Source organism: Methylobacterium amylolyticum (assembly GCF_030700245.1).
Taxonomy (GTDB): Bacteria; Pseudomonadota; Alphaproteobacteria; order Rhizobiales; family Beijerinckiaceae; genus Methylobacterium.
The window spans coordinates 103,966-121,371 of sequence record NZ_JAUYZI010000015.1; the positions used below are offsets into that span (position 1 = coordinate 103,966).

18 protein-coding genes are annotated in these 17,406 nt (G+C 74.0%); 11 read left to right on the top strand and 7 right to left on the bottom strand.

Translation table 11 applies throughout. The annotated features are described in order from the left end of the window. The first annotated feature begins 80 nt into the window (after positions 1–80). From Q8W71_RS12970 to Q8W71_RS12980, 3 genes are read left to right on the top strand one after another with little or no spacing between them, the layout of a single operon-like run. Positions 81–827 (top strand): Crp/Fnr family transcriptional regulator, encoded by a 747-nt coding sequence (locus Q8W71_RS12970; protein WP_305525790.1) that lies wholly within the window; start codon positions 81–83, stop codon positions 825–827. Next, positions 827–1,219, top strand: a complete 393-nt coding sequence (locus tag Q8W71_RS12975; RefSeq protein WP_305525791.1) for a DUF6894 family protein — start codon at positions 827–829, stop codon at positions 1,217–1,219. The genes Q8W71_RS12970 and Q8W71_RS12975 overlap by 1 nt, the downstream gene beginning before the upstream one ends. Further along, a complete protein-coding gene (locus tag Q8W71_RS12980; RefSeq protein ID WP_305525792.1) occupies positions 1,216–4,203 on the top strand; it encodes a CheR family methyltransferase in 2,988 nt (995 codons plus the stop codon). The genes Q8W71_RS12975 and Q8W71_RS12980 overlap by 4 nt, the downstream gene beginning before the upstream one ends. 361 nt (positions 4,204–4,564) lie before the next feature. Here the strand turns inward: Q8W71_RS12980 and Q8W71_RS12985 are convergent, their stop codons facing one another. From Q8W71_RS12985 to Q8W71_RS13000, 4 genes are all read right to left on the bottom strand, one after another. Then, positions 4,565–4,852, bottom strand: a complete 288-nt coding sequence (locus Q8W71_RS12985; protein ID WP_305525793.1) for a hypothetical protein — start codon at positions 4,850–4,852, stop codon at positions 4,565–4,567. Further along, positions 4,852–5,265 carry a hypothetical protein gene (locus tag Q8W71_RS12990; RefSeq protein WP_305525794.1) on the bottom strand — a complete coding sequence of 138 codons (414 nt, stop codon included), beginning with the start codon at positions 5,263–5,265 and terminating at the stop codon, positions 4,852–4,854. Before Q8W71_RS12990 ends, Q8W71_RS12985 begins: the two co-directional genes overlap by 1 nt. A 270-nt stretch (positions 5,266–5,535) precedes the next feature. Beyond that, on the bottom strand, positions 5,536–6,156 hold the full coding sequence (locus Q8W71_RS12995; protein WP_305525795.1) for a DNA-3-methyladenine glycosylase family protein: 621 nt from the start codon (positions 6,154–6,156) through the stop codon (positions 5,536–5,538). Positions 6,157–6,745: 589 nt separating this feature from the next. Beyond that, the gene (locus tag Q8W71_RS13000) at positions 6,746–7,279 is read right to left on the bottom strand and encodes a pilus assembly protein N-terminal domain-containing protein (protein WP_305525796.1); all 534 of its coding nucleotides are present in this window, start codon (positions 7,277–7,279) and stop codon (positions 6,746–6,748) included. A gap of 292 nt (positions 7,280–7,571) precedes the next feature. Between Q8W71_RS13000 and Q8W71_RS13005 the strand changes: the two genes are divergently transcribed. The 3 genes from Q8W71_RS13005 (at position 7,572) to Q8W71_RS13015 (ending at position 9,285) form a co-directional block, all read left to right on the top strand. Then, positions 7,572–7,736 (top strand): Flp family type IVb pilin, encoded by a 165-nt coding sequence (locus Q8W71_RS13005; protein ID WP_305525797.1) that lies wholly within the window; start codon positions 7,572–7,574, stop codon positions 7,734–7,736. Between the two features lie 236 nt (positions 7,737–7,972). Continuing rightward, positions 7,973–8,494, top strand: coding sequence for an A24 family peptidase (locus Q8W71_RS13010; protein ID WP_305525798.1), 522 nt, complete (start codon positions 7,973–7,975; stop codon positions 8,492–8,494). Between the two features lie 59 nt (positions 8,495–8,553). After that, complete coding sequence (locus Q8W71_RS13015) at positions 8,554–9,285, top strand: M48 family metallopeptidase (RefSeq protein ID WP_305525799.1); 732 nt, start codon at positions 8,554–8,556, stop codon at positions 9,283–9,285. A 15-nt stretch (positions 9,286–9,300) separates the two neighbouring features. Here Q8W71_RS13015 and Q8W71_RS13020 read toward each other — a convergent pair whose 3' ends face one another. Next, positions 9,301–9,687 carry a hypothetical protein gene (locus tag Q8W71_RS13020; protein WP_305525810.1) on the bottom strand — a complete coding sequence of 129 codons (387 nt, stop codon included), beginning with the start codon at positions 9,685–9,687 and terminating at the stop codon, positions 9,301–9,303. Positions 9,688–9,907: 220 nt separating this feature from the next. Between Q8W71_RS13020 and Q8W71_RS13025 the strand changes: the two genes are divergently transcribed. The 4 genes from Q8W71_RS13025 to Q8W71_RS13040 all read left to right on the top strand — a co-directional run bounded on the left by Q8W71_RS13025 (position 9,908) and on the right by Q8W71_RS13040 (position 14,736). Then, positions 9,908–10,450, top strand: a complete 543-nt coding sequence (locus tag Q8W71_RS13025; protein WP_305525800.1) for an invasion associated locus B family protein — start codon at positions 9,908–9,910, stop codon at positions 10,448–10,450. A gap of 23 nt (positions 10,451–10,473) precedes the next feature. Further along, a complete protein-coding gene (locus Q8W71_RS13030; protein WP_305525801.1) occupies positions 10,474–11,091 on the top strand; it encodes a hypothetical protein in 618 nt (205 codons plus the stop codon). Positions 11,092–11,213: 122 nt separating this feature from the next. Next, a complete protein-coding gene (locus tag Q8W71_RS13035; RefSeq protein WP_370875403.1) occupies positions 11,214–13,151 on the top strand; it encodes a glycosyltransferase in 1,938 nt (645 codons plus the stop codon). Between the two features lies 1 nt (position 13,152). After that, on the top strand, positions 13,153–14,736 hold the full coding sequence (locus tag Q8W71_RS13040) for a glycosyltransferase (protein ID WP_305525802.1): 1,584 nt from the start codon (positions 13,153–13,155) through the stop codon (positions 14,734–14,736). Here Q8W71_RS13040 and purC read toward each other — a convergent pair. Both purC and nth read right to left on the bottom strand, forming a co-directional pair. Beyond that, entirely contained in the window at positions 14,730–15,524 is a 795-nt protein-coding gene (gene purC, locus Q8W71_RS13045; protein WP_305525803.1) for a phosphoribosylaminoimidazolesuccinocarboxamide synthase, read from the bottom strand. The two genes, Q8W71_RS13040 and purC, sit on opposite strands and share 7 nt — an antisense overlap. 257 nt (positions 15,525–15,781) lie before the next feature. Next, complete coding sequence (gene nth, locus Q8W71_RS13050; protein ID WP_305525804.1) at positions 15,782–16,513, bottom strand: endonuclease III; 732 nt, start codon at positions 16,511–16,513, stop codon at positions 15,782–15,784. A gap of 20 nt (positions 16,514–16,533) precedes the next feature. Here nth and Q8W71_RS13055 point away from each other — a divergent pair, with 20 nt between their 5' ends. Next, complete coding sequence (locus tag Q8W71_RS13055; protein WP_305525805.1) at positions 16,534–17,055, top strand: DUF2244 domain-containing protein; 522 nt, start codon at positions 16,534–16,536, stop codon at positions 17,053–17,055. Positions 17,056–17,406: the final 351 nt, after the last annotated feature.

The window sequence follows — 17,406 nt, forward strand, 5'->3', positions numbered from 1 at the left end:
CAGATCAGTGCCGGGATCCCGCCGACGCACGTAAGATTCGGCCGCTCAAGACCGACGGCCTCTCACCCCGAAGAAGTGCCTTGACCGCAAGCCTGATCCGCAAACTGGAAAATTTTACGCGTCTCTCGACGGCGGACAAGCTGGCGCTGGGCGAGGCGGTGGTCGCGACGCGGAACCTCGACCCGGGCGAGAGCGCCTGCCACGAGGGCGATCCGGTCCGCGCGCTCCATCTCGTCGAGGACGGCTGGGCCTGCGACTACCGGCAGCTCGAGAACGGCGGCCGCCAGATCGTGGCGTTCCGCCTGCCGGGCGACCTGTGCGGGACGTCCGCCTCCGTCCTGGCGGCGGCCGACTGCACCCGCGTCGCGCTGACCCGGCTGACGGTCCACGAACTGTCGCCGGCCCGGATCGAGGAGATCGCCGCCGCCCGGCCGCGCCTGCGGCGGGCGCTGCGCTGGGACGAGCAGGTCGGGGCGTCCATCCTGCGGGAATGGCTCGTCAGCCTCGGCCGGCGCGACGGCCTGGAGCGCCTCGCCCATCTCCTGTGCGAGCTGTACCACCGCCAGCGCGCGGTCGGGCTCGCCGAGGGCGGCGCCTGCCCGATGCCGGTCACGCAGGAGATACTGGCCGCGGCCCTCGGCCAGACCTCGGTGCACATCAACCGCACGCTCCAGACGCTCCGGGCCTGCGGACTCGTGACCCTGCGCAACCGCCGCCTGACCGTTCCCGACCTCGCCGCGGTCGAGGTTGTCGCCGGCTTCTCCCCGGCGTACCTCCATCTGGGACGCGCGGGCGCCCACCTCGACGCGCTGCCGAGCGAGATCTGATGCCGCTCTACCACTTCCACCTGCGCACGGAATCCGGTCTCGACCGCGACGAGGACGGGCTGACCTTCGACGATCTCGACGCCGCCTACCTGGAGGCCTACGCGACGATCCCGGCGCTCGCCGAGGAGATGCTGCGGACGGGGCGCGACCCGCTGGCCTGCACCTTCGTGATCTCCGACGCCGCCGACCGGCCGGCGCTCGAAGTGCCGTTCCGCGAGCGGGTGCGGGACGGCGCCCGGCCGCGGAAGTCCCCCGCGCAGCGCGCCTCCTGCCAGACCGAGCGCGCGGTCCATCTGCGGGACGCCCTGCGCGAGCAGCACGCGGAACTCCGCGCCAACCTCGAACGCATGCGCGACCTCGTCGCCGATGCCGCCCGGGCCTGCCGGCGATGAGCCCGGCGGAACCCCGCGAGGGCGGCACCGTCTTCGTCGCGATCAGCGCGTCCGGCGCCAGCACGCGGTCGCTCGAAGAGCTGCTGGCGCACCTGCCGCGGCTGGAGGCGGCGGCGGTGGTGATCATCCTCCAGCGCCGGGAAGCCCTCGACGCGGAACGCCTGCACGCGGCCCTGCGCGCGGCCGGCGGCGCGCTCACCCCGGTCGCCGACGGCGCGCCGATCGAGGCGGGCCGGGTCTACCTGCCCGACGCCAACCTCACCGTGAGCGTCGAGGGCGGGCGGTTCCGGACCCGTCCCGCCGAGGGCACCGCCGGGCACCGCGGCACGATCGACAGCCTGCTCGTCTCGCTGGCCCGCGACCAGGAGGGCCGGGTGCTCGCGGTGGCGCTGGCGGGCACCGACGGCGAGGGCACCCTCGGCTTCAAGGCGGTCAAGGAGGCCGACGGCCTCGCGCTCGCGGAGGAGACGGACGAGGTCCGCGCCGACGAACTCGGGGCGAGCGACATCCCGGCGGCCCTGGCGGACGCGATCCTGCCGGTCGACGGGCTGGTGGGGCGGATCGTGTCCTGCGTGAGCCATCTCGCCGACCGGCCCGAGGCCGGCGGGACCGAGCCCGGCCACCCCGAGAACGCGGCGGGGCTCGCGGCGATCGCCACCACCCTGCGCAACCGCACCGGGCACGATTTCCACGGCTACAAGGCCGGCACGTTCCTGCGCCGCGTCCAGCGCCGCATGCAGGTGGTCGAGGCTGCCGACATCGACGCCTACATCGACATCCTGCGCACCAAGCCCGACGAGGTGCAGCAGCTCTTCAACGACCTCCTGATCGGCGTCACCCGCTTCTTCCGCGACGCCGGGGAGTTCGACCGGCTGGAGCGCGAGATCATCCCGCGGCTGTTCGCGGGCAAGGGCCGCGACGACCAAGTCCGGATCTGGGTGATCGGCTGCTCGACGGGGGAGGAGGCCTACTCGCTCGGCATCCTGCTGCGCGAGCACATGTCGGGGCTCGACGAGGTGCCCCAGGTCCAGATCTTCGCCACCGACCTCGACGGCCGGGCGCTCGCCTCGGCCCGGGTGGGGCGCTACGCCGACAGCATCGGCCGCGACCTGACGCCCGAGCGCCTCGCCCGCTGGTTCGTGCGCGAGGGCAACACCTACTGCGTCGTCAAGGAGCTGCGGGAGCTGTGCATCTTCTCGCAGCACAGCATCGTCCGGGACGCGCCGTTCTCCCGGCTCGACCTCGTCTCCTGCCGCAACCTGCTGATCTACCTCGACCAGGAACTCCAGTCGCGCATCATCCCGCTGTTCCACTTCGCCCTGCGGCCCGGCGGGGCGCTGTTCCTCGGCAATTCCGAGAACGTCTCGCGCCACGCGCACCTGTTCGCGCCGGTCGAGCCGCACTCGCGCATCTTCCGGCGCCTGGAGACCGGCTCGCGCGTCCTGCCGGACTTCCCGTTCACGGCGGGCGTGGCCCTGACGGCGTCCCCGCCGAGCCTGCCCGAGCGGGCGCGGCTGTCCGAGACCGCCCTGACCCGCCGCGCCGAGACCTTCGCGGAGCGCTACGCCCCGGCCTACGTCATCACCGACGAGGCCTACAACGTCCTGCACTTCTCCGGCCGCACCGGGCGCTACATCGACCCGGCCGGCGGGGCGGCGAGCCTCAACCTGCTCCAGCTCGTCCACCGCGACCTGCGCCTCGACCTGCGCATGGCGCTGGCCCGGGCCGGCGACGAGGACCGCGCGGTGCAGCTCGACGGTGTGCGCGTCGGGCAGAACGGCGGGCAGTTGCTGATCGACGTCATCGTGGAGCCGGTCCGGGACGGCGTCGGCGTGCCGCGCAACTTCTTCGTGCTGTTCAAGGACGGGGCGGCGCTCGCCGCGGGCGAGGCGGCGGGGACCGATACCGGGCAGGTCGCCCACACCCGGCGGCTGGAGACCGAGCTGCGCACGACGCAGGAGCGCTTGCAGGCGACCAACGAGGAGCTGGAGAGCACCAACGAGGAGTTGAAGGCGTCGAACGAGGAGTATCAGGCTCTCAACGAGGAGCTCCAGAGCATGAACGAGGAGTTGCAGACCTCGAAGGAGGAGCTGCAATCCGTCAACGAGGAGCTGACCACCCTCAACGGCGAGCTCGGCCACCGGGTGCGGGAGCTCAGCCGGGCCAACAGCGACCTCAAGAACCTGATGGAGAGCACGCAGATCGCGACGCTCTTCCTCGACAACGAGTTGCGGGTGGCGAACTTCACCCCGGCGGCGGTCGGGCTGTTCCACCTCGTCGAGCCGGATGTCGGCCGGCCGATCGGCCACATCAAGGCGCGCGTCGCCTACGACGAGTTGCAGGACGACGTGCGGCGCGTGCTGCGGACGCTCGCCACCGTCGACCGCGAGATCGGCGATCCGGAGACCGGCGCCCGCTTCATGGTCCGGGTGCTGCCCTACCGCAGCACCGACAACTACATCGCCGGCGCCGTCGTGACCTTCGTCGACGTCACGGAATTGCGGCGGGGCGAGGCGCGCCTGCGCGACCGGGAGGCGCGCTACCGCGCGCTGGAGGCCGCCGCGGCGACGGTGTTCCGCATGAGCCCCGACTGGGGCGAGATGCGCCAGCTCGAAGGCCGCGGCTTCCTCGCGGACCTGCGCAGCCCGAGCGCGGACTGGATGACGGCCTACATCCCGCCCGAGGACCACCCGCGCGTGGAGGCGGCGATCCGCAGGGCCGTGCAGGGCAGGAGCGTGTTCGAACTGGAGCACCGGATCCGGCGCGCCGACGGGAGCGTCGGCTGGACCCTGTCCCGGGCGGTGCCGCTGCTCGACGAGCACGGCGAGATCCGCGAGTGGATCGGCGCCGCCAGCGACATCACCGTCCGCAAGGCGGACGGGCGGGCCGACGGACCGGCCCCGGGCGGCACTCCGGGAGCGGACCGGGCGGGGGAGCAAGGCTCCGTCAAAGGCAACGGCCGGGGCGGTCGCGGACGGCACTAGAGCCGTTCCCGATCGCGTTGCACAGAGTACACGACGTTCCGGGGTGCAGCCCCGCGGATCCCATCAGACCCCCTCATCCTGAGGCGCCCCTTGCCGTGGCAAGGGGCCTCGAAGGAGCCCTCCAGAGGGCGCCGCGATCCCTGGAGCCCTCCTTCGAGGCCGCTCCGCGGCACCTCAGGATGAGGAACAGGGTTGGATGCGCCGCCCGGCACGCACTGTCGTGTACCGTGCGCGTTGCAATCGTGCTCGACTCTAAGTCCTTGTTTCGACGCGCTCTCTTTCGCCGAACCGGCATCCACCTCGGCGGAGAGCGCTCTAGCCGGGTCGGGCCCCGTCCCCGGCGGACCGCGCACCCACGGCCCTACCCGCGCCGGTCCACCGCTCCGTGCCGGTCAGCCTCCCCGCGGGCCCGATTCGCCTCGTTCCGCACGGTGTCGAGGATGCGCTGCCGGGTCCTCGGGTTCTCCAAGGTCGCGAAGGCGGTCACCAGCGCGTCGATCTCCGCCGCCGAGGCGGACGCGGTGGTCGGATCGGCCGCCTCGTAGAGCGAGGCCACCGGCACGCCGAGGGTGGCCGCGATGCGCCGGAGTGCCGTCGCCGCATCCCGGGCAGCCGCGTCGAGCCGGTCGCGGGCGTCGTCGGCGGGCATCAGTGCAGCACCGCGCCGGCCGCCCGCGGGCCGAGCCCACCCGCGAGATGCCGTCCGATCGTCCGCAGCGCCTGCGCGAGCGCGGCGGACCGCGCGTCGTCTCCCGCGGCGCTGGCGTTCCGGTACGCGGCGATCAGGTCGTCGGCCATCTCGACGAGGTCGTCGCGCGTCAGGCCCGTGGCGTCGAGCGCCTGCGCGAGGGTGCGGGCGGGCGCCGCGCCACGGCCGTGAGCGGGCACCGAGGCGTCGAGCAGCGCCCGCAGGTCCGCGCAGGTCTGCTGCGCCTGACGCAGCAGCCGCGTGACGGCCTCGAACTCCGCTGCCGCCGATCGGTACAGGGCCTGCGCCCGATGCCGGGCCTCGCTGGTCCGCGCCGACGCCGTCCCGGCGTCGGGGTGATGTAACGACGACATGGCCGCGACCCGTGCCTCCCCATGGTGCGTCTCTCACGGTGACGCGGCCGGACCGGTCCGTCAACGCCCCGTCGCCTCGCCGCGCGCCGTTCGCGCTCGGCGTCGCCGGCTCACGGGCCGGGACATGCGCCCGGGCCGCAGCGCGGGAAACCGGCCCCGCCCGGTTCGGGCGCGGATCCGGTCCGCCGAGATCGGCCGGTCTCGGGCCGGCGGTCGGCGCTCCGGGGCCGGTCGGCGGATGCCCCCGATGCGATTCCCGACCGCTGCCGCTCAGGCGGCCTTGCGCGCCGCGGCCTCGTCCTTCAGCCGCCACGCGTAGCGGGCGAGGATCGAGCGGAACGGGGCGAAGGCCAGCGCCACGGCGTCGGTGTCGTCGCGCCCGGTGAGGCGGCGCAGGCTCGCCACCGCCGCCACGTCGCCCGCGGGCCAGATGTCGGGATCGAGGAAGTGGAAGATGCCGACCATGTCGGCGGTCCAGGGCCCGACGCCGCGCACCCGGCACAGCAGCGCCGAGCGCTCGGGATGCGGCAGAGCCGCCAGCTCCGGCCCCAGCCATCCGGCGCCCTCCGCCTCGCGGACCGCGTGCAGCGCGCGGACCTTGTTGCCCGACACCCCGCAGGCGCGCAGGACAGCCTCGTGGCCCGGCACGAACAGGTCGCGCGGGGCGAGCCCGAGCCCCGCGGCGGCGGCCTCGACGCGGGTCCAGATCGCCAGCGCCGCCCGGGTGGAGAGTTGCTGGTTGACGATCTCGACGCTGAGCCGCTCGGCGACGCTCGCGTGGACCGGCGGCGGGATCGCGATCGGCCCGAGCCGGGCGATCCCCGCGCGCAGCGGCTCCGCGACGGCGGCGGCGGTCTCCAGAATGTGATCGTAGACGTCCGGATCGAGCATCGGCGGAGCCTACCGCGCGCTCCGCCGCAGGGGAATCCGGTACTGCGCGAGAGCAGGGCTCCGAACTCGAGTTAACGCCGGGCCGCCGCGGCTGCGATCCACCACCGCCGTCATTCCGGGGCCGCGCAGCGGAGCCCGGATCCGAAGGGGCACGCCGGAGGTGGGCAATCCAGAACCACAGGGCGTGCCAAGCATGGCTGTCGTCGGCGTGTCTGGATCCCGGGCTCGCCTCCGGCGCCCCGGTATGACGGCGTGCGTGTCAGAACCGGCGACAAACACGCTGCGGCTGTGTCGCGTTCATCCGAGTTCGGAGCCCTGGGGCACGGTACACGACGCGGCGAGCCGAGGGGCGTTTCCAACCCTCCACCTCATCCTGAGGTGCCCGCGAGAGCGGGCCTCGAAGGAAACCTCCAGGGATCGCGCGGCCGGCTGGAGGGCTCCTTCGAGGCCTCCGCTTCGCTCCGGCGCCTCAGGATGAGGGGGGTTGGCGGGATCGGCCGACGTAAACTCCGAACTGTCGTGTACCGTGGCCCTCGGGGCTCCGCGCCGGACTTGCGTTCCCGCGAGTGCTTGGTTCCCAAAAGTGTCCTCAATGGTCCGGTGCGGCCGACGCGGTCATCGGCGTGCCGCCGCCCGCGCCGCCGCCCCCGCCGCCCGTGGCGAGCCGGCGCCGCGTGTCGGCCTGGCCGCTCACGGTGCCGAAGTAGCCCGCGGCGTCGCCGAGCTGCGCGGAGGGCTGGCAGTTCGGCGTGCACGACAGCGATTCGCGCTCCAGGCCGCGCTGCACCGTGATCGTCGCCTCCCGGGATGCCTCGACCCGGATCGTGGTCTCCGCGATCAGCGTGCCCGCCGCGTCGAGGGCGATGAGGTTGGTCGATCCGAAGCTCTTCCCGGTCAGCACGAGGACGCCGTTCTTCTGCGGCGTCACCTCGGCGATGAACGGGTTGCCGACGATGATCGTCTGGGTCCGCTCCGGCAGGCGGATGACCTTGGCGTTGTCGACCAGCACGGTGACCACCGGCAGGGTCTCCGGCTGGCCCGCCGCCGCGCCCGGGCCGGCCAGGGCCGCGACCGAGAGGAGCGCGAGGCCGGCGCGGCCGGCATGCCACAGGGAACGGCGCATCGGGAGGGTACTCGTCACGCGGGCGACGGGCGGCCGAGACGACCCGTCGCGCCCGAGGAAACCGCGGAACGGTGAAGGAAGCGTTGCGGGTGCCTGGGCAGGGCGGCCGGGCGCCGCAACCGATCCTTCACCACGCCCGCGGGGCACGGGCCCGGATCCGCCCGAGGTCGGGAATCGCGAGATCGATTTAACCGATTTGCAATGCGGCGGCGGCACTGTCGGATGGCCGCCGATCGAGATGCGAAGATCTTAGTCGGTCACATCACACGTTGTTGATCAAGGATCCGCTCCCATGAAGACCATGTTCAAGCGCTTCGCCAAGGACGAGTCCGGCGCCACCGCGATCGAGTACGGCATGATCGCCGCCCTGATCGCCGTCGTCATCATCGGCACGCTGAAGATCATCGGCACCCAGCTCAACACCAAGTTCGTCGCCATCTCCAACCAGCTCAACTGATCGGTTCGACCGCACCGTCGGGATCAGCGGCACGCCGCCGGTTCCGTCCGCGCCCCGGCCGGGGCGGGGCGGGACCGGCGCGCACCGCCCAACCGCACGCCGAGACGGCCCGAACACAGAAGACGGCCCGAATACAGAAGACCGCCCGCGCGCCGGGCTCCGGCCGCTGCCGCGGCGGAGCCGGCTCGACGGCGTCGGCCGTCCACGCCATCGTCGTCCGTACCGCGCGAGGGGTCATGACCGGATTCGGTATCGCCGGCATCGGCATCCTGATCGTCTTCCCGTTCCTGATGGCCTACGCCGCGGCGAGCGACCTGCTGACCATGCTGATCCCCAACCGGATCTCGCTGGCGCTGGTGGCCGGCTTCGCCGCCCTCTCGGCCACGGGCCTGATGAGCCCCGCCGAGATCGGCCTGCACGTCGGCGCGGGCGCCGTCGTCCTGGCGGCGACCTTCGGCCTGTTCGCCCTCGGCGTGATCGGGGGCGGCGACGCCAAGCTCGCGGCGGCCACCGCCCTGTGGCTCGGCTTCGACGGGCTGCTGGACTACCTCGTGGTGGCCTCGCTGCTCGGCGGCGCCCTGACGCTGGCGATCCTGGCCGCCCGGTCGCACCCGCTCCCCGCCCGCGTGGCGCGGCTGCCCTTCGCCCTGCACCTGCACGACGCCAAGACCGGCATCCCCTACGGCATCGCCCTCGCCGCCGCCGCGCTGGTCGTCCTGCCCGACACGGACATGTGGTCGCGGGCGATCACCGCCTGAGGCGCCGGCCCGGCTGTCAGGATCTGGAGCCCCGGCCTCTGCGCCGCTAGACTGGCGCCATGCCCCTCGCCCTGCTGCGACGCCCCGATCCCGACCACATCGAGGTCCCCCACGAGGGCGCGCTGCTGCGCGTCGCCCTGCGGCGCCGCGACACCGCCCGGCGCATCACCCTGCGGGTCTCGTCCGCCACCGGCGAGGTCGTGCTGACGCTGCCGAGCCGCACCGCGCTCGGCACCGCGCAGCGCTTCGCAATGAGCAATGCCGGCTGGATCGCGGCGCGGCTGGCGCGCGTGCCCGAGCGCGTGGCGTTCGAACAGGGCTCGAACGTCCCCCTGCGCGGCGTGCCCCACGCGCTCGTCCAGCGTCCGGGCCGGGGCGCGCCCCGGGTCGAGGGGGAGGGCGCCGAGGCCGTGCTCTCGGTCGCCTGCGAGCCGGCCCATCTCGCCCGCCGGACCCAGGACTTCCTCGCCCGGGAGGCCCGCGCCGACATCGCGGCGGCGGTGGAGCGCTACAGCGCCAAGCTCGGGCAGCGCCCCGCGCGCATCACCCTGCGCGACACCCGCAGCCGCTGGGGCTCCTGCACCGCGCGGGGCGAACTCAACTTCTCCTGGCGGCTGATCCTGGCGCCGCCGATGGTGCTGGACTACCTCGTCGCGCACGAGATGGCGCACCTGCGCGAGATGAACCACTCGCCGCGCTTCTGGGCGCTCCTGCGCGACCTCTGCCCCCACGTCGACGCGGCGGAGGCGTGGCTCAAGCGCAACGGCACCGCCCTGCACCGCTACGGCTGAGGCGCCGGCCGGACCTCAGCCCTTGGCGCGCAGCACCTTCTGCCGCACCACGTACTCCGCCGGCCAGGTCGGGCGGGGATCGACCTCGCCGGGCGACAGGGTGCGCGGCGCCACGCTGTCGCAGACCTCCCGCTGGCGGAGGATGACGGGGTTGCCGAAGGCGTCCAGGCGGCGGATGACGCCGCCGTCGCGGCAGAATCCGGCGATCGCCGCGTTGCCGTTGCGGCGGCCGTAGGGGTTCACCGCCACCGGCGGGTGCTCGATCACCAGCGTGCCCGAGTGGTTGAGCGAGCGCTCGACGTAGGTCGTCTCGTCGACCGGCAGCGGCTGCGCGCCGGCCGGGGCGAGGGCGGCCAGCAGGAGGGCGGCCGAGAGGGGGCCCAACTGGGCGGGCAGACGCATCGAGCGGGCGGGCAGTCGCATGGGGTGGGCTCCGGCGGGTGGGCGCAGGTCGGTCCACACGGACATAGCGCGCGCGGCGTAAAATGTTGATCCGTGCCCGCACCGGACCGCGCGGTGCACCCGCCCCGATCCGGCACATCTGCTTGACAGCGCCGGCCCGCGCGTGGTCGGAACAGCCCCGTTCTTGAGGGCCGGCGTCGTTGGGGGCGCGGCCGTTCCGATGGGAATTCCGGCGTTGCCGCTTCACGCGAGGCTCGATCGTTTCCGGCGCGGGGTGCTCCCGGCCGCGCTGCTCGGCCTCGCGGCTCTGGGCACCGCGACGCCCGCCGCCGCGCAGGGCACGGTGCGCAAGACCTTCGACGACTGGCAGCTCCGCTGCGAGACGCCCGCCGGGGCCAAGGCCGAGCAGTGCGCCCTCGTCCAGTACCTCGCCGCCGAGGACAGGCCGAACCTCACCCTCGTGGTCATCGTCCTGAAGACCGCCGACAACCGCGGCTACCTGCTGCGCGTCGTGGCGCCGCTCGGCGTGCTGCTGCCCTCGGGCCTCGGCCTGAAGATCGACCAGACCGACATCGGCCGCGCCGGCTTCGTGCGCTGCCTCACCACCGGCTGCGTCGCCGAGGTGGTGATGGACGACGGCCTGATCCGCCAGTTCAAGGGCGGCTCGCAGGCGACCTTCATCGTCTTCCAGACGCCCGAGGAGGGCGTCGGCATCCCGCTCTCGATGAAGGGCTTCGCGGCCGGCTTCGACAGCCTGAAATGACCACGCTTTCCGGGAGCCGCGCGATGATCGGACGCCGCAGCCGGTACGGGATCCTCTGCGGGGCGCTGCTCGCCTGCCTCGCCGGGCCGGTCCGCGCGGAGGAGGGCAACATCTTCTCCAACCTGCTGAAGTACGGCGGCACCACCGTCCCGCCCTCTCAGCCCAAGGAACTGGAGGCCGCCTACTGCCCGTCGATCGACGTGGCCGAGGGGGGCGCCGCGCTCCGGACCATGGCCGGCGGCAACGTCCGCACGCAGATCAGCCTGGGCCGGCTCGCCCGCGAGTGCGCCCGGCGGGCGGACGGCTCGATCACCGTGCGGGTCGGCGTCGACGCGCGGGTGCTGCTCGGGCCGGCGGGTGCGCCCGGCCGGTTCGAGGTCCCGGTCACGATCCAGATCAAGCACAACGACAAGGTGATCGTCACGCGCACCGAGCGCGCCTCGGCCGAGATCGCGCCGGGCGAGGCGCAGGGGTTCGCCACCCTCGTCTCCGAGGACATCGGCGTGCCGGCGGCGATGTCCGCCGATTACGAGATCGAGGTCAGCCTCGGCGCCAAGGGCAAGACCGCGCCGGCCAAGGCGCGGCGCAAGAAGCCGGCCGTCGCCGCGGCGCCGCCGGGCGGAGGCGACGCTGCCCAGTGACGCGACCACGTGACGCCGCGGCGGAGCCCGTCGGCGGCGCGGCGCGGGTGCCGAAGGATCCCCGGGCGCGGTTCTGGCCCGGCCGCACGGTGCCGTTCCGCCTCGAACCCGTCCCGGCGCCCTTGGGCGACCCGGCCTTCGACCGCCGCCTCGCGCTGACCGAGCCCGCCGCCGGCTGGATCGTCCTGACCTACGCGGACGATCCGCTCGCGCCGCCGACGCGGCCGGTGCTGCGCGTCCTGCGGCCCGGCGGCCCGGACGACTTCGTCCTGCCGGGCGCGGGCCACGGCCGCGCGCACTGGCTCGGGCGGATCCCCCGGGACGCGGGCGAGATCCGGATCGCCGCCGGGCCGGGCTTCGTCCTGGAACGGGTCGGGCTGCGCGCCGAGGCCGGCATCCTCGGGCAGTGCCTGCTGCGCCGGCCGTGGCGGTTCGCGGCGGCGCTCTACGAGCGGGCCCGCGGCTCCGAGCGGCGCTACCGGGACATCCTGCGCGGCGCCTGCGCGGTGACCCCGCTGGCGGGTTTCGAGGCCTGGGCCGCGTCCCGCGCCCGGCCTGTCCAGTCTCCGGCCGTCCGGCTGCGCGTCCGCTGCCTGATCCTCGACCCCGCCGACGACGCGGCCGCTCTGGCCCGCACCGCGGACGCTCTGGCGCGCCAGACCCACGCGGACTGGACGGCCGTCGTGATGGGCGCGCAGGCTCGGGGCGACGGCGCGGCCGGCGGGCCGGTGACGCGGCGGGCCTGGGATCCCGCCCTGAGCCCCGCCGAACTATTGGGCGAGGCCGACGCCCTGTGCGTCTGGGAAGCCGGGGACGAGCCCGCCCCGGACGCCCTCGCCCTCCTCGCCGCCGCGCTCGGCGGGGCGGACCTCGCCTACGCCGACGCGGTCGGTCCGGACGGCGCCCCGCGCCTCAAGCCGGACTGGAGCCCCGACCTCGCGCTCGCCACCGGCTACGCCGGTCGGCCCTGCCTGCTGTCGCGGGCGCTCGTCGCCCGGCTCCCCGGCGCGGGCCTCGGGCCGCTGGCGGGGGCGGCGGGGGCGCTCGACGTCGCGGCAACCCTGGCCGCCTGCGAGGCCGTGCACCTGCCCCGCATCCTCGCGCGCACCGCGCCCGACACGCCGGACGCCGCGGGCCGGGCCGCGGCGATCGACCGGGGCCTCGCCGCCGTCGGCGCTCCCGCCCGCGCCGCGATCCGCGGCGGCAGCGTCGAGATCGTCTGGCCGCTGCCGAGCCCGGCGCCGCGCGTCAGCGTGGTGATCCCGTCCCGCGACCGGCTCGACCTGATCGGCCGGGTCTGCCGCGGCGTCCTGCACGAGACCGCCTACCCGGACATCGAGCTCGTGATCGTCGACAACGGCTCGGTCGAGCCGGCGGTGCTCGCCCATTACGACGCCCTGCGGCGCGACCCGCGGGTCCGGATCCTGGCCGATCCGCGGCCGTTCAACTTCGCCGCGATGGTCAATGCCGGGGTCGAGGCGGCCACGGGCACGGTCGTCGTGCTGCTCAACAACGACGTGGCCGTGCTGGAGCCCGGCTGGCTGGAGGCGCTGGTGCGGCAGGCCTGCCGGCCGGGGGTCGGCGCGGTCGGCGCCAAGCTGCTCTACGGCGACGGCCGGCTCCAGCACGCGGGGGTGGTGGTCGGCCTCGGCGGCCGGGCCGGACACATCCTGCGGCGGCGGCCGGGCGACACGCCGGGGCATCTCGGCCGCCTGCGGACGGCGCACGAGGTCTCGGCCGTGACCGCCGCCTGCCTCGCGGTGGCGCGCGACACGTACCGGGCGGTCGGCGGTCTCGACGCGGAGGCCTTCCCGGTGGACTTCAACGACGTCGATTTCTGCCTGCGGCTCGGCGCGGCCGGCTGGAAGACCGTGTGGACGCCCGCCGCCACGCTCGCCCACCTCGAATCCGTGAGCCGCGGCCCGTCGGTCGGGGAGAAGCGCGCCCGGTTCGAGCGCGAGGCCGCCCGCTTCTCCGAGCGCTGGCGGGCGGTGATCCGGCACGACCCGTACTACCACCCGGCCCTGTCGCTCACGACCTTCGGCGAGGATCTGGAGTAGCATGTCCGGGCGGACCGAGCCGGATCCCGGCGGCCCGTGCGGGGAACGCCATCTCGGGGCCCCCAGCCGCCCGTGGCGGGGCGGCCTCGCCGCGCTCCTGCGCCTCGCCCGGCAGCCGCGCGGCGCCGGGTCGGTCCTCGCCGCCTGGGCGACCGGCAAGCGCCTGCGCGCCCGCCAGCGCCTCGCGGCGCTGGTCGGCATCGACCACCGCCTCGCGCTGCCCGCCGGAACCCTCGACTGGTTCGCCCCCGACGCCGCCGCCGGCCACGGCTCCCCCGGACTGCGCGACGACATCGCCCTCGTCGGACCCGGCACGCTCGCGGCCGGGGCGGCCGCCCGGATCGCCGCCGCCCTGGACGCCGCCCCGGACGTGCAGGCCGTCTACGGCGACGGGCTGGTCCAGGACCGGCCCGGCGGGCCGGTCCTGCCGCTGCTGCCCCCGGCCTTCGACCCGGAGCTGCTGCGCGCGGTCGCCTACATCGACCTCCTGGCCTACCGCCGCGCGGCGCTGGCCGGCCCGGCGCCGACCGGCGCGGCCGACGCGGCGCTCCGGATCGCCGCGCGCCACGGGGACCGCGCGATCGGCCATCTCCCCGGGATCCTGTCGCTGCGGCGTCCGGGACCGGCGGGGGAGGGGCGTGCGGCGACCCGACCCGACGCAAGCGGCGGCGTCCCTGACGCGGCACCGGACGGCCGCCCGCGCCCCGCGGACGCGCGGCCGCGCACGCCGCGCGCCACGGCGATCGTGCCGACCCGCGATCGCCTCGACCTGCTGCGCCCCTGCCTCGACAGCCTGCGCACCTGCACCGACTGGCCGGACCTGGAGATCCTCGTCTGCGACAACGGCAGCCGCGAGCCGGAGACGCTCGCCTTCCTGCGGGACTGGGCGGGCGCGGGGAGGGGGGTCGTGCCCTATCCCGGCCCGTTCAACTTCGCGGCGATGAACAACGCCGCCGCGGATCGCGCCGGCGGCGACCTGCTCGTGTTCGTGAACAACGACGTGGAGGCGTTCCGGCCAGACTGGCTGCGGCTGATGGCGCGCGAGGCCCTGCGCCCGGACGTCGGCGCGGTCGGCGCCAAGCTCCTCGACGGGGCGGGCCGGATCCAGCACGGCGGCATCGTGCTGGGCACCGGCGGCCTCGTCACCCACGGCCACCGCCACTTCCCCGGGGACGCTCCGGGCTACCTCGCCGCGCTGTCGGCCACCCACAGGGTCTCGGCGGTGACCGCCGCCTGCCTCGCCGTCGAGGCCGAGAAGTTCCGGCGCGTGGGCGGCTTCGACGCGGAGCGCTTCGCCGTCGATTTCAACGACGTGGACCTGTGCCTGCGCCTCGGCGCGGCCGGCCTGCGCACCCTGCTGGTGCCGGAGGCGGTGCTGCACCACCGCGAGGCGGCGAGCCGGCGCTGGACGCCGGAGGCTCAGGGACGGCACGCCCGCGAGATCGCGGCCCTGAAGGCGCGATGGGGGCCGCTGCTGGCGCAGGACCCCCACTACAATCCGGGGTTCGACCCCGCCCTCTCCACCCACGCGCGGCTGGCCGGAGGCGTCCCGGCCTCCGGGCCGCTGCGCCGCCCGCTCTACTGAACGAGGCGCGGGCCGCCGCCCTGCACCTTCTCGTTCTCGGACATGACGCCGAGGCGCTTGGCGACCTCGGTGTAGGCCTCGATCAGCCCGCCCAGATCCTTGCGGAAGCGGTCCTTGTCGAGCTTGTCCGAGGACTTGATGTCCCACAGCCGGCAGGAATCCGGGGAGATCTCGTCGGCGACGACGATGCGCATCATGTCGCCCTCCCACAGGCGGCCGGTCTCGATCTTGAAATCGACCAGCCGGATGCCGACGCCGAGGAAGAGGCCGGACAGGAAGTCGTTGACGCGGATCGCCAGCGCCATGATGTCGTCGATCTCCTGGGGCGTCGCCCAGCCGAACGCGGTGATGTGCTCCTCCGACACCATCGGGTCGTTGAGCTGGTCGTTCTTGTAGTAGAACTCGATGATCGAGCGCGGCAGTTGCGTGCCTTCCTCCAGGCCGAGCCGCGTCGCCAGCGACCCCGCCGCCACGTTGCGCACCACCACTTCCAGCGGGACGATCTCGACCTCGCGGATCAGTTGCTCGCGCATGTTCATCCGGCGGATGAAGTGCGTCGGCACGCCGATGTCGTTGAGGTTCTGGAAGATGAACTCCGAGATCCGGTTGTTCAGCACGCCCTTGCCGTCGATCACCTCGTGCTTCTTGGCGTTGAACGCGGTCGCGTCGTCCTTGAAGTGCTGGATGAGGGTGCCCGGTTCCGGCCCCTCGTAGAGGACCTTCGCCTTGCCCTCGTAGATGCGACGGCGGCGGTTCATTGGCGTGTACCGTGGTTTGAGGAAGTCCATGAGCCGTGACTCCTGGGTGCGCTACGAGTGGAGCGGAATCCGCGGCGCGGCGACCGGACGCGAGGTCGGGTGGCCGGGTCCCCTGTCCCGGGGGGCCCGGCGACCGGCGGCCAAATTACCCGAAGCGGTCTGGCAGCACAACGCGTTAGCCCCGAGGTGGGGATTGCGCGGACCTCTCGCCCGTGCTCCCGCGGCGGGGTCGCGTTGCGTCCGCGGCGGGGCCCGCGGACCGTCGGGCGGATCCGGATCGGGGCGGCTCAGGGCGTCTTCGCGGGGTAGCGGCAGAGATCGCGGATCGCGCAGCGCGGGCATTCGGGCTTGCGCGCCTTGCAGGTGTAGCGGCCGTGCAGGATCAGCCAGTGGTGGGCGTTGAGCCGGTACGGCTCGGGCACGCGCGCCTCCAGGCCGGCCTGGACCTTGTCGGTGGTCGCGGCGACCACGAGCGGGATCCGGTTCGACACCCGGAAGATGTGGGTGTCGACCGCGATCCGCGGCACGCCGAAGGCGACGTTGAGCACCACGCTCGCGGTCTTGGCCCCGACGCCGGGCAGCGCCGAGAGCGCCTCCAGGCTCGCCGGCACCGCGCCGCCGTGCTCCTCGACCAGGATGCGCGACAGGGCGACGACGTTCTTCGCCTTGGTGTTGAACAGCCCGATGGTGCGGATGAAGGCGCGCACCCGCTCCTCGCCGAGCGCCAGCATCGCCTCCGGGGTGTCGGCCACCGCGAACAGCGGCCCGGTGGCGAGGTTCACCCCGCGGTCGGTCGCCTGGGCGGAGAGCACCACCGCGACGAGCAGGGTGAAGGCGTTCGTGTAGCGCAGGTCGCTCTTCGGGGCGGGCTCGGCCTCGGCGAGACGCCGGAAGATCTCGGCGACGGTCTCCGGGCCGACGGTCTCCGGGCCGACCGGGGACGGGGCGGCCTCGACCCCCGCCGTGAGCGGGGTCGCGAGCCGGGCTCGGGCGGCGGCGGGCGACTTCCTGGCGGGCATGCGCGCCTTATATGGGCGGGATGGCCAGCGGCAACCCATCCGTCCACCCGCACGGGCTCGACCCGGACTCGATCGACCGGCCGATGTTCTCGGCGATCATCCGCCCCCACCAGTCCCTGAGCCGGCGCGGCTTCCGGATCGTCATGACCGGCCTGTGCCTCGTCTCGCTGACCGTCTCGGTCTGGGCGTGGCGGATGGGGTTCTGGCCGGTGGCGGGCTTCTTCGGGCTCGACATGCTGGCGCTCTACTGCGCGCTGAAGGCGAGCTTCCGGCGCGGGCGCTCCTTCGAGGAGGTGGTGATCTCGCAGATCGAGATCCTGCTCGCCCGGGTCAGCCATCGGGGCGAGCGGCGCGAGTGGCGCTTCAACCCCCTCTGGACCAAGCTCGTGGCCGTGGAGGACGAGGAGTACGGCATGCAGCGCGTGACGCTGGAATCGCGCCGCCAGTCGGTGGTGGTCGCCCGCGACGCCGGGCCCGAGGAGCGGGCACGGGTCGCCCGCGGACTGAGCCAGGCGCTCGCCCGGGTGAAGAAGGGCTACTGACCGGCGGATACGACTTCCAATGACGGGTGCGACGGGGTGCGACGCAGGCCGGTGAAGTTTTTTGCGCTGCGGTGTTGACGCTTCTGAGCTGGCTCCGTATACCCCGGTCATCGGCGCCGGCCGCGGGAGTGGACCGGGCGCTGGATTGTCTGTCTCCGGTATCTGGCTGCGGTCGGATTGGCGAGGCGGGCGTCTCTACCGACAATGGACTGGGGCGTGCCTGGCGGTGGTTTTGCCGGGTGTGGGTCGGTCCGTGGCGTGTGGGGTGGGTGCCGGTTCGACCGATGCCCCGATCTTTGACATTGTTGGAAAGAGGAAGGGAGACGCGGGCGGCGTTTTGTCCTTGCGGCC

Excerpts from the sequence above, each read along its gene's own strand:
- Q8W71_RS13010 (WP_305525798.1), top strand. The coding sequence starts at position 7,973 with ATGACCGGATTCGGTATCGCCGGCATCGGCATCCTGATCGTCTTCCCG.
- Q8W71_RS13005 (WP_305525797.1), top strand. The coding sequence starts at position 7,572 with ATGAAGACCATGTTCAAGCGCTTCGCCAAGGACGAGTCCGGCGCCACC.
- Q8W71_RS13000 (WP_305525796.1), bottom strand. The coding sequence starts at position 7,279 with ATGCGCCGTTCCCTGTGGCATGCCGGCCGCGCCGGCCTCGCGCTCCTC.
- Q8W71_RS12980 (WP_305525792.1), top strand. The coding sequence starts at position 1,216 with ATGAGCCCGGCGGAACCCCGCGAGGGCGGCACCGTCTTCGTCGCGATC.
- Q8W71_RS13020 (WP_305525810.1), bottom strand. The coding sequence starts at position 9,687 with ATGCGTCTGCCCGCCCAGTTGGGCCCCCTCTCGGCCGCCCTCCTGCTG.
- Q8W71_RS12995 (WP_305525795.1), bottom strand. The coding sequence starts at position 6,156 with ATGCTCGATCCGGACGTCTACGATCACATTCTGGAGACCGCCGCCGCC.
- purC (WP_305525803.1), bottom strand. The coding sequence starts at position 15,524 with ATGGACTTCCTCAAACCACGGTACACGCCAATGAACCGCCGCCGTCGC.
- nth (WP_305525804.1), bottom strand. The coding sequence starts at position 16,513 with ATGCCCGCCAGGAAGTCGCCCGCCGCCGCCCGAGCCCGGCTCGCGACC.
- Q8W71_RS13040 (WP_305525802.1), top strand. The coding sequence starts at position 13,153 with ATGTCCGGGCGGACCGAGCCGGATCCCGGCGGCCCGTGCGGGGAACGC.
- Q8W71_RS12975 (WP_305525791.1), top strand. The coding sequence starts at position 827 with ATGCCGCTCTACCACTTCCACCTGCGCACGGAATCCGGTCTCGACCGC.
- Q8W71_RS12990 (WP_305525794.1), bottom strand. The coding sequence starts at position 5,265 with ATGTCGTCGTTACATCACCCCGACGCCGGGACGGCGTCGGCGCGGACC.
- Q8W71_RS13030 (WP_305525801.1), top strand. The coding sequence starts at position 10,474 with ATGATCGGACGCCGCAGCCGGTACGGGATCCTCTGCGGGGCGCTGCTC.
- Q8W71_RS13015 (WP_305525799.1), top strand. The coding sequence starts at position 8,554 with ATGCCCCTCGCCCTGCTGCGACGCCCCGATCCCGACCACATCGAGGTC.
- Q8W71_RS13025 (WP_305525800.1), top strand. The coding sequence starts at position 9,908 with ATGGGAATTCCGGCGTTGCCGCTTCACGCGAGGCTCGATCGTTTCCGG.
- Q8W71_RS12985 (WP_305525793.1), bottom strand. The coding sequence starts at position 4,852 with ATGCCCGCCGACGACGCCCGCGACCGGCTCGACGCGGCTGCCCGGGAT.
- Q8W71_RS13055 (WP_305525805.1), top strand. The coding sequence starts at position 16,534 with ATGGCCAGCGGCAACCCATCCGTCCACCCGCACGGGCTCGACCCGGAC.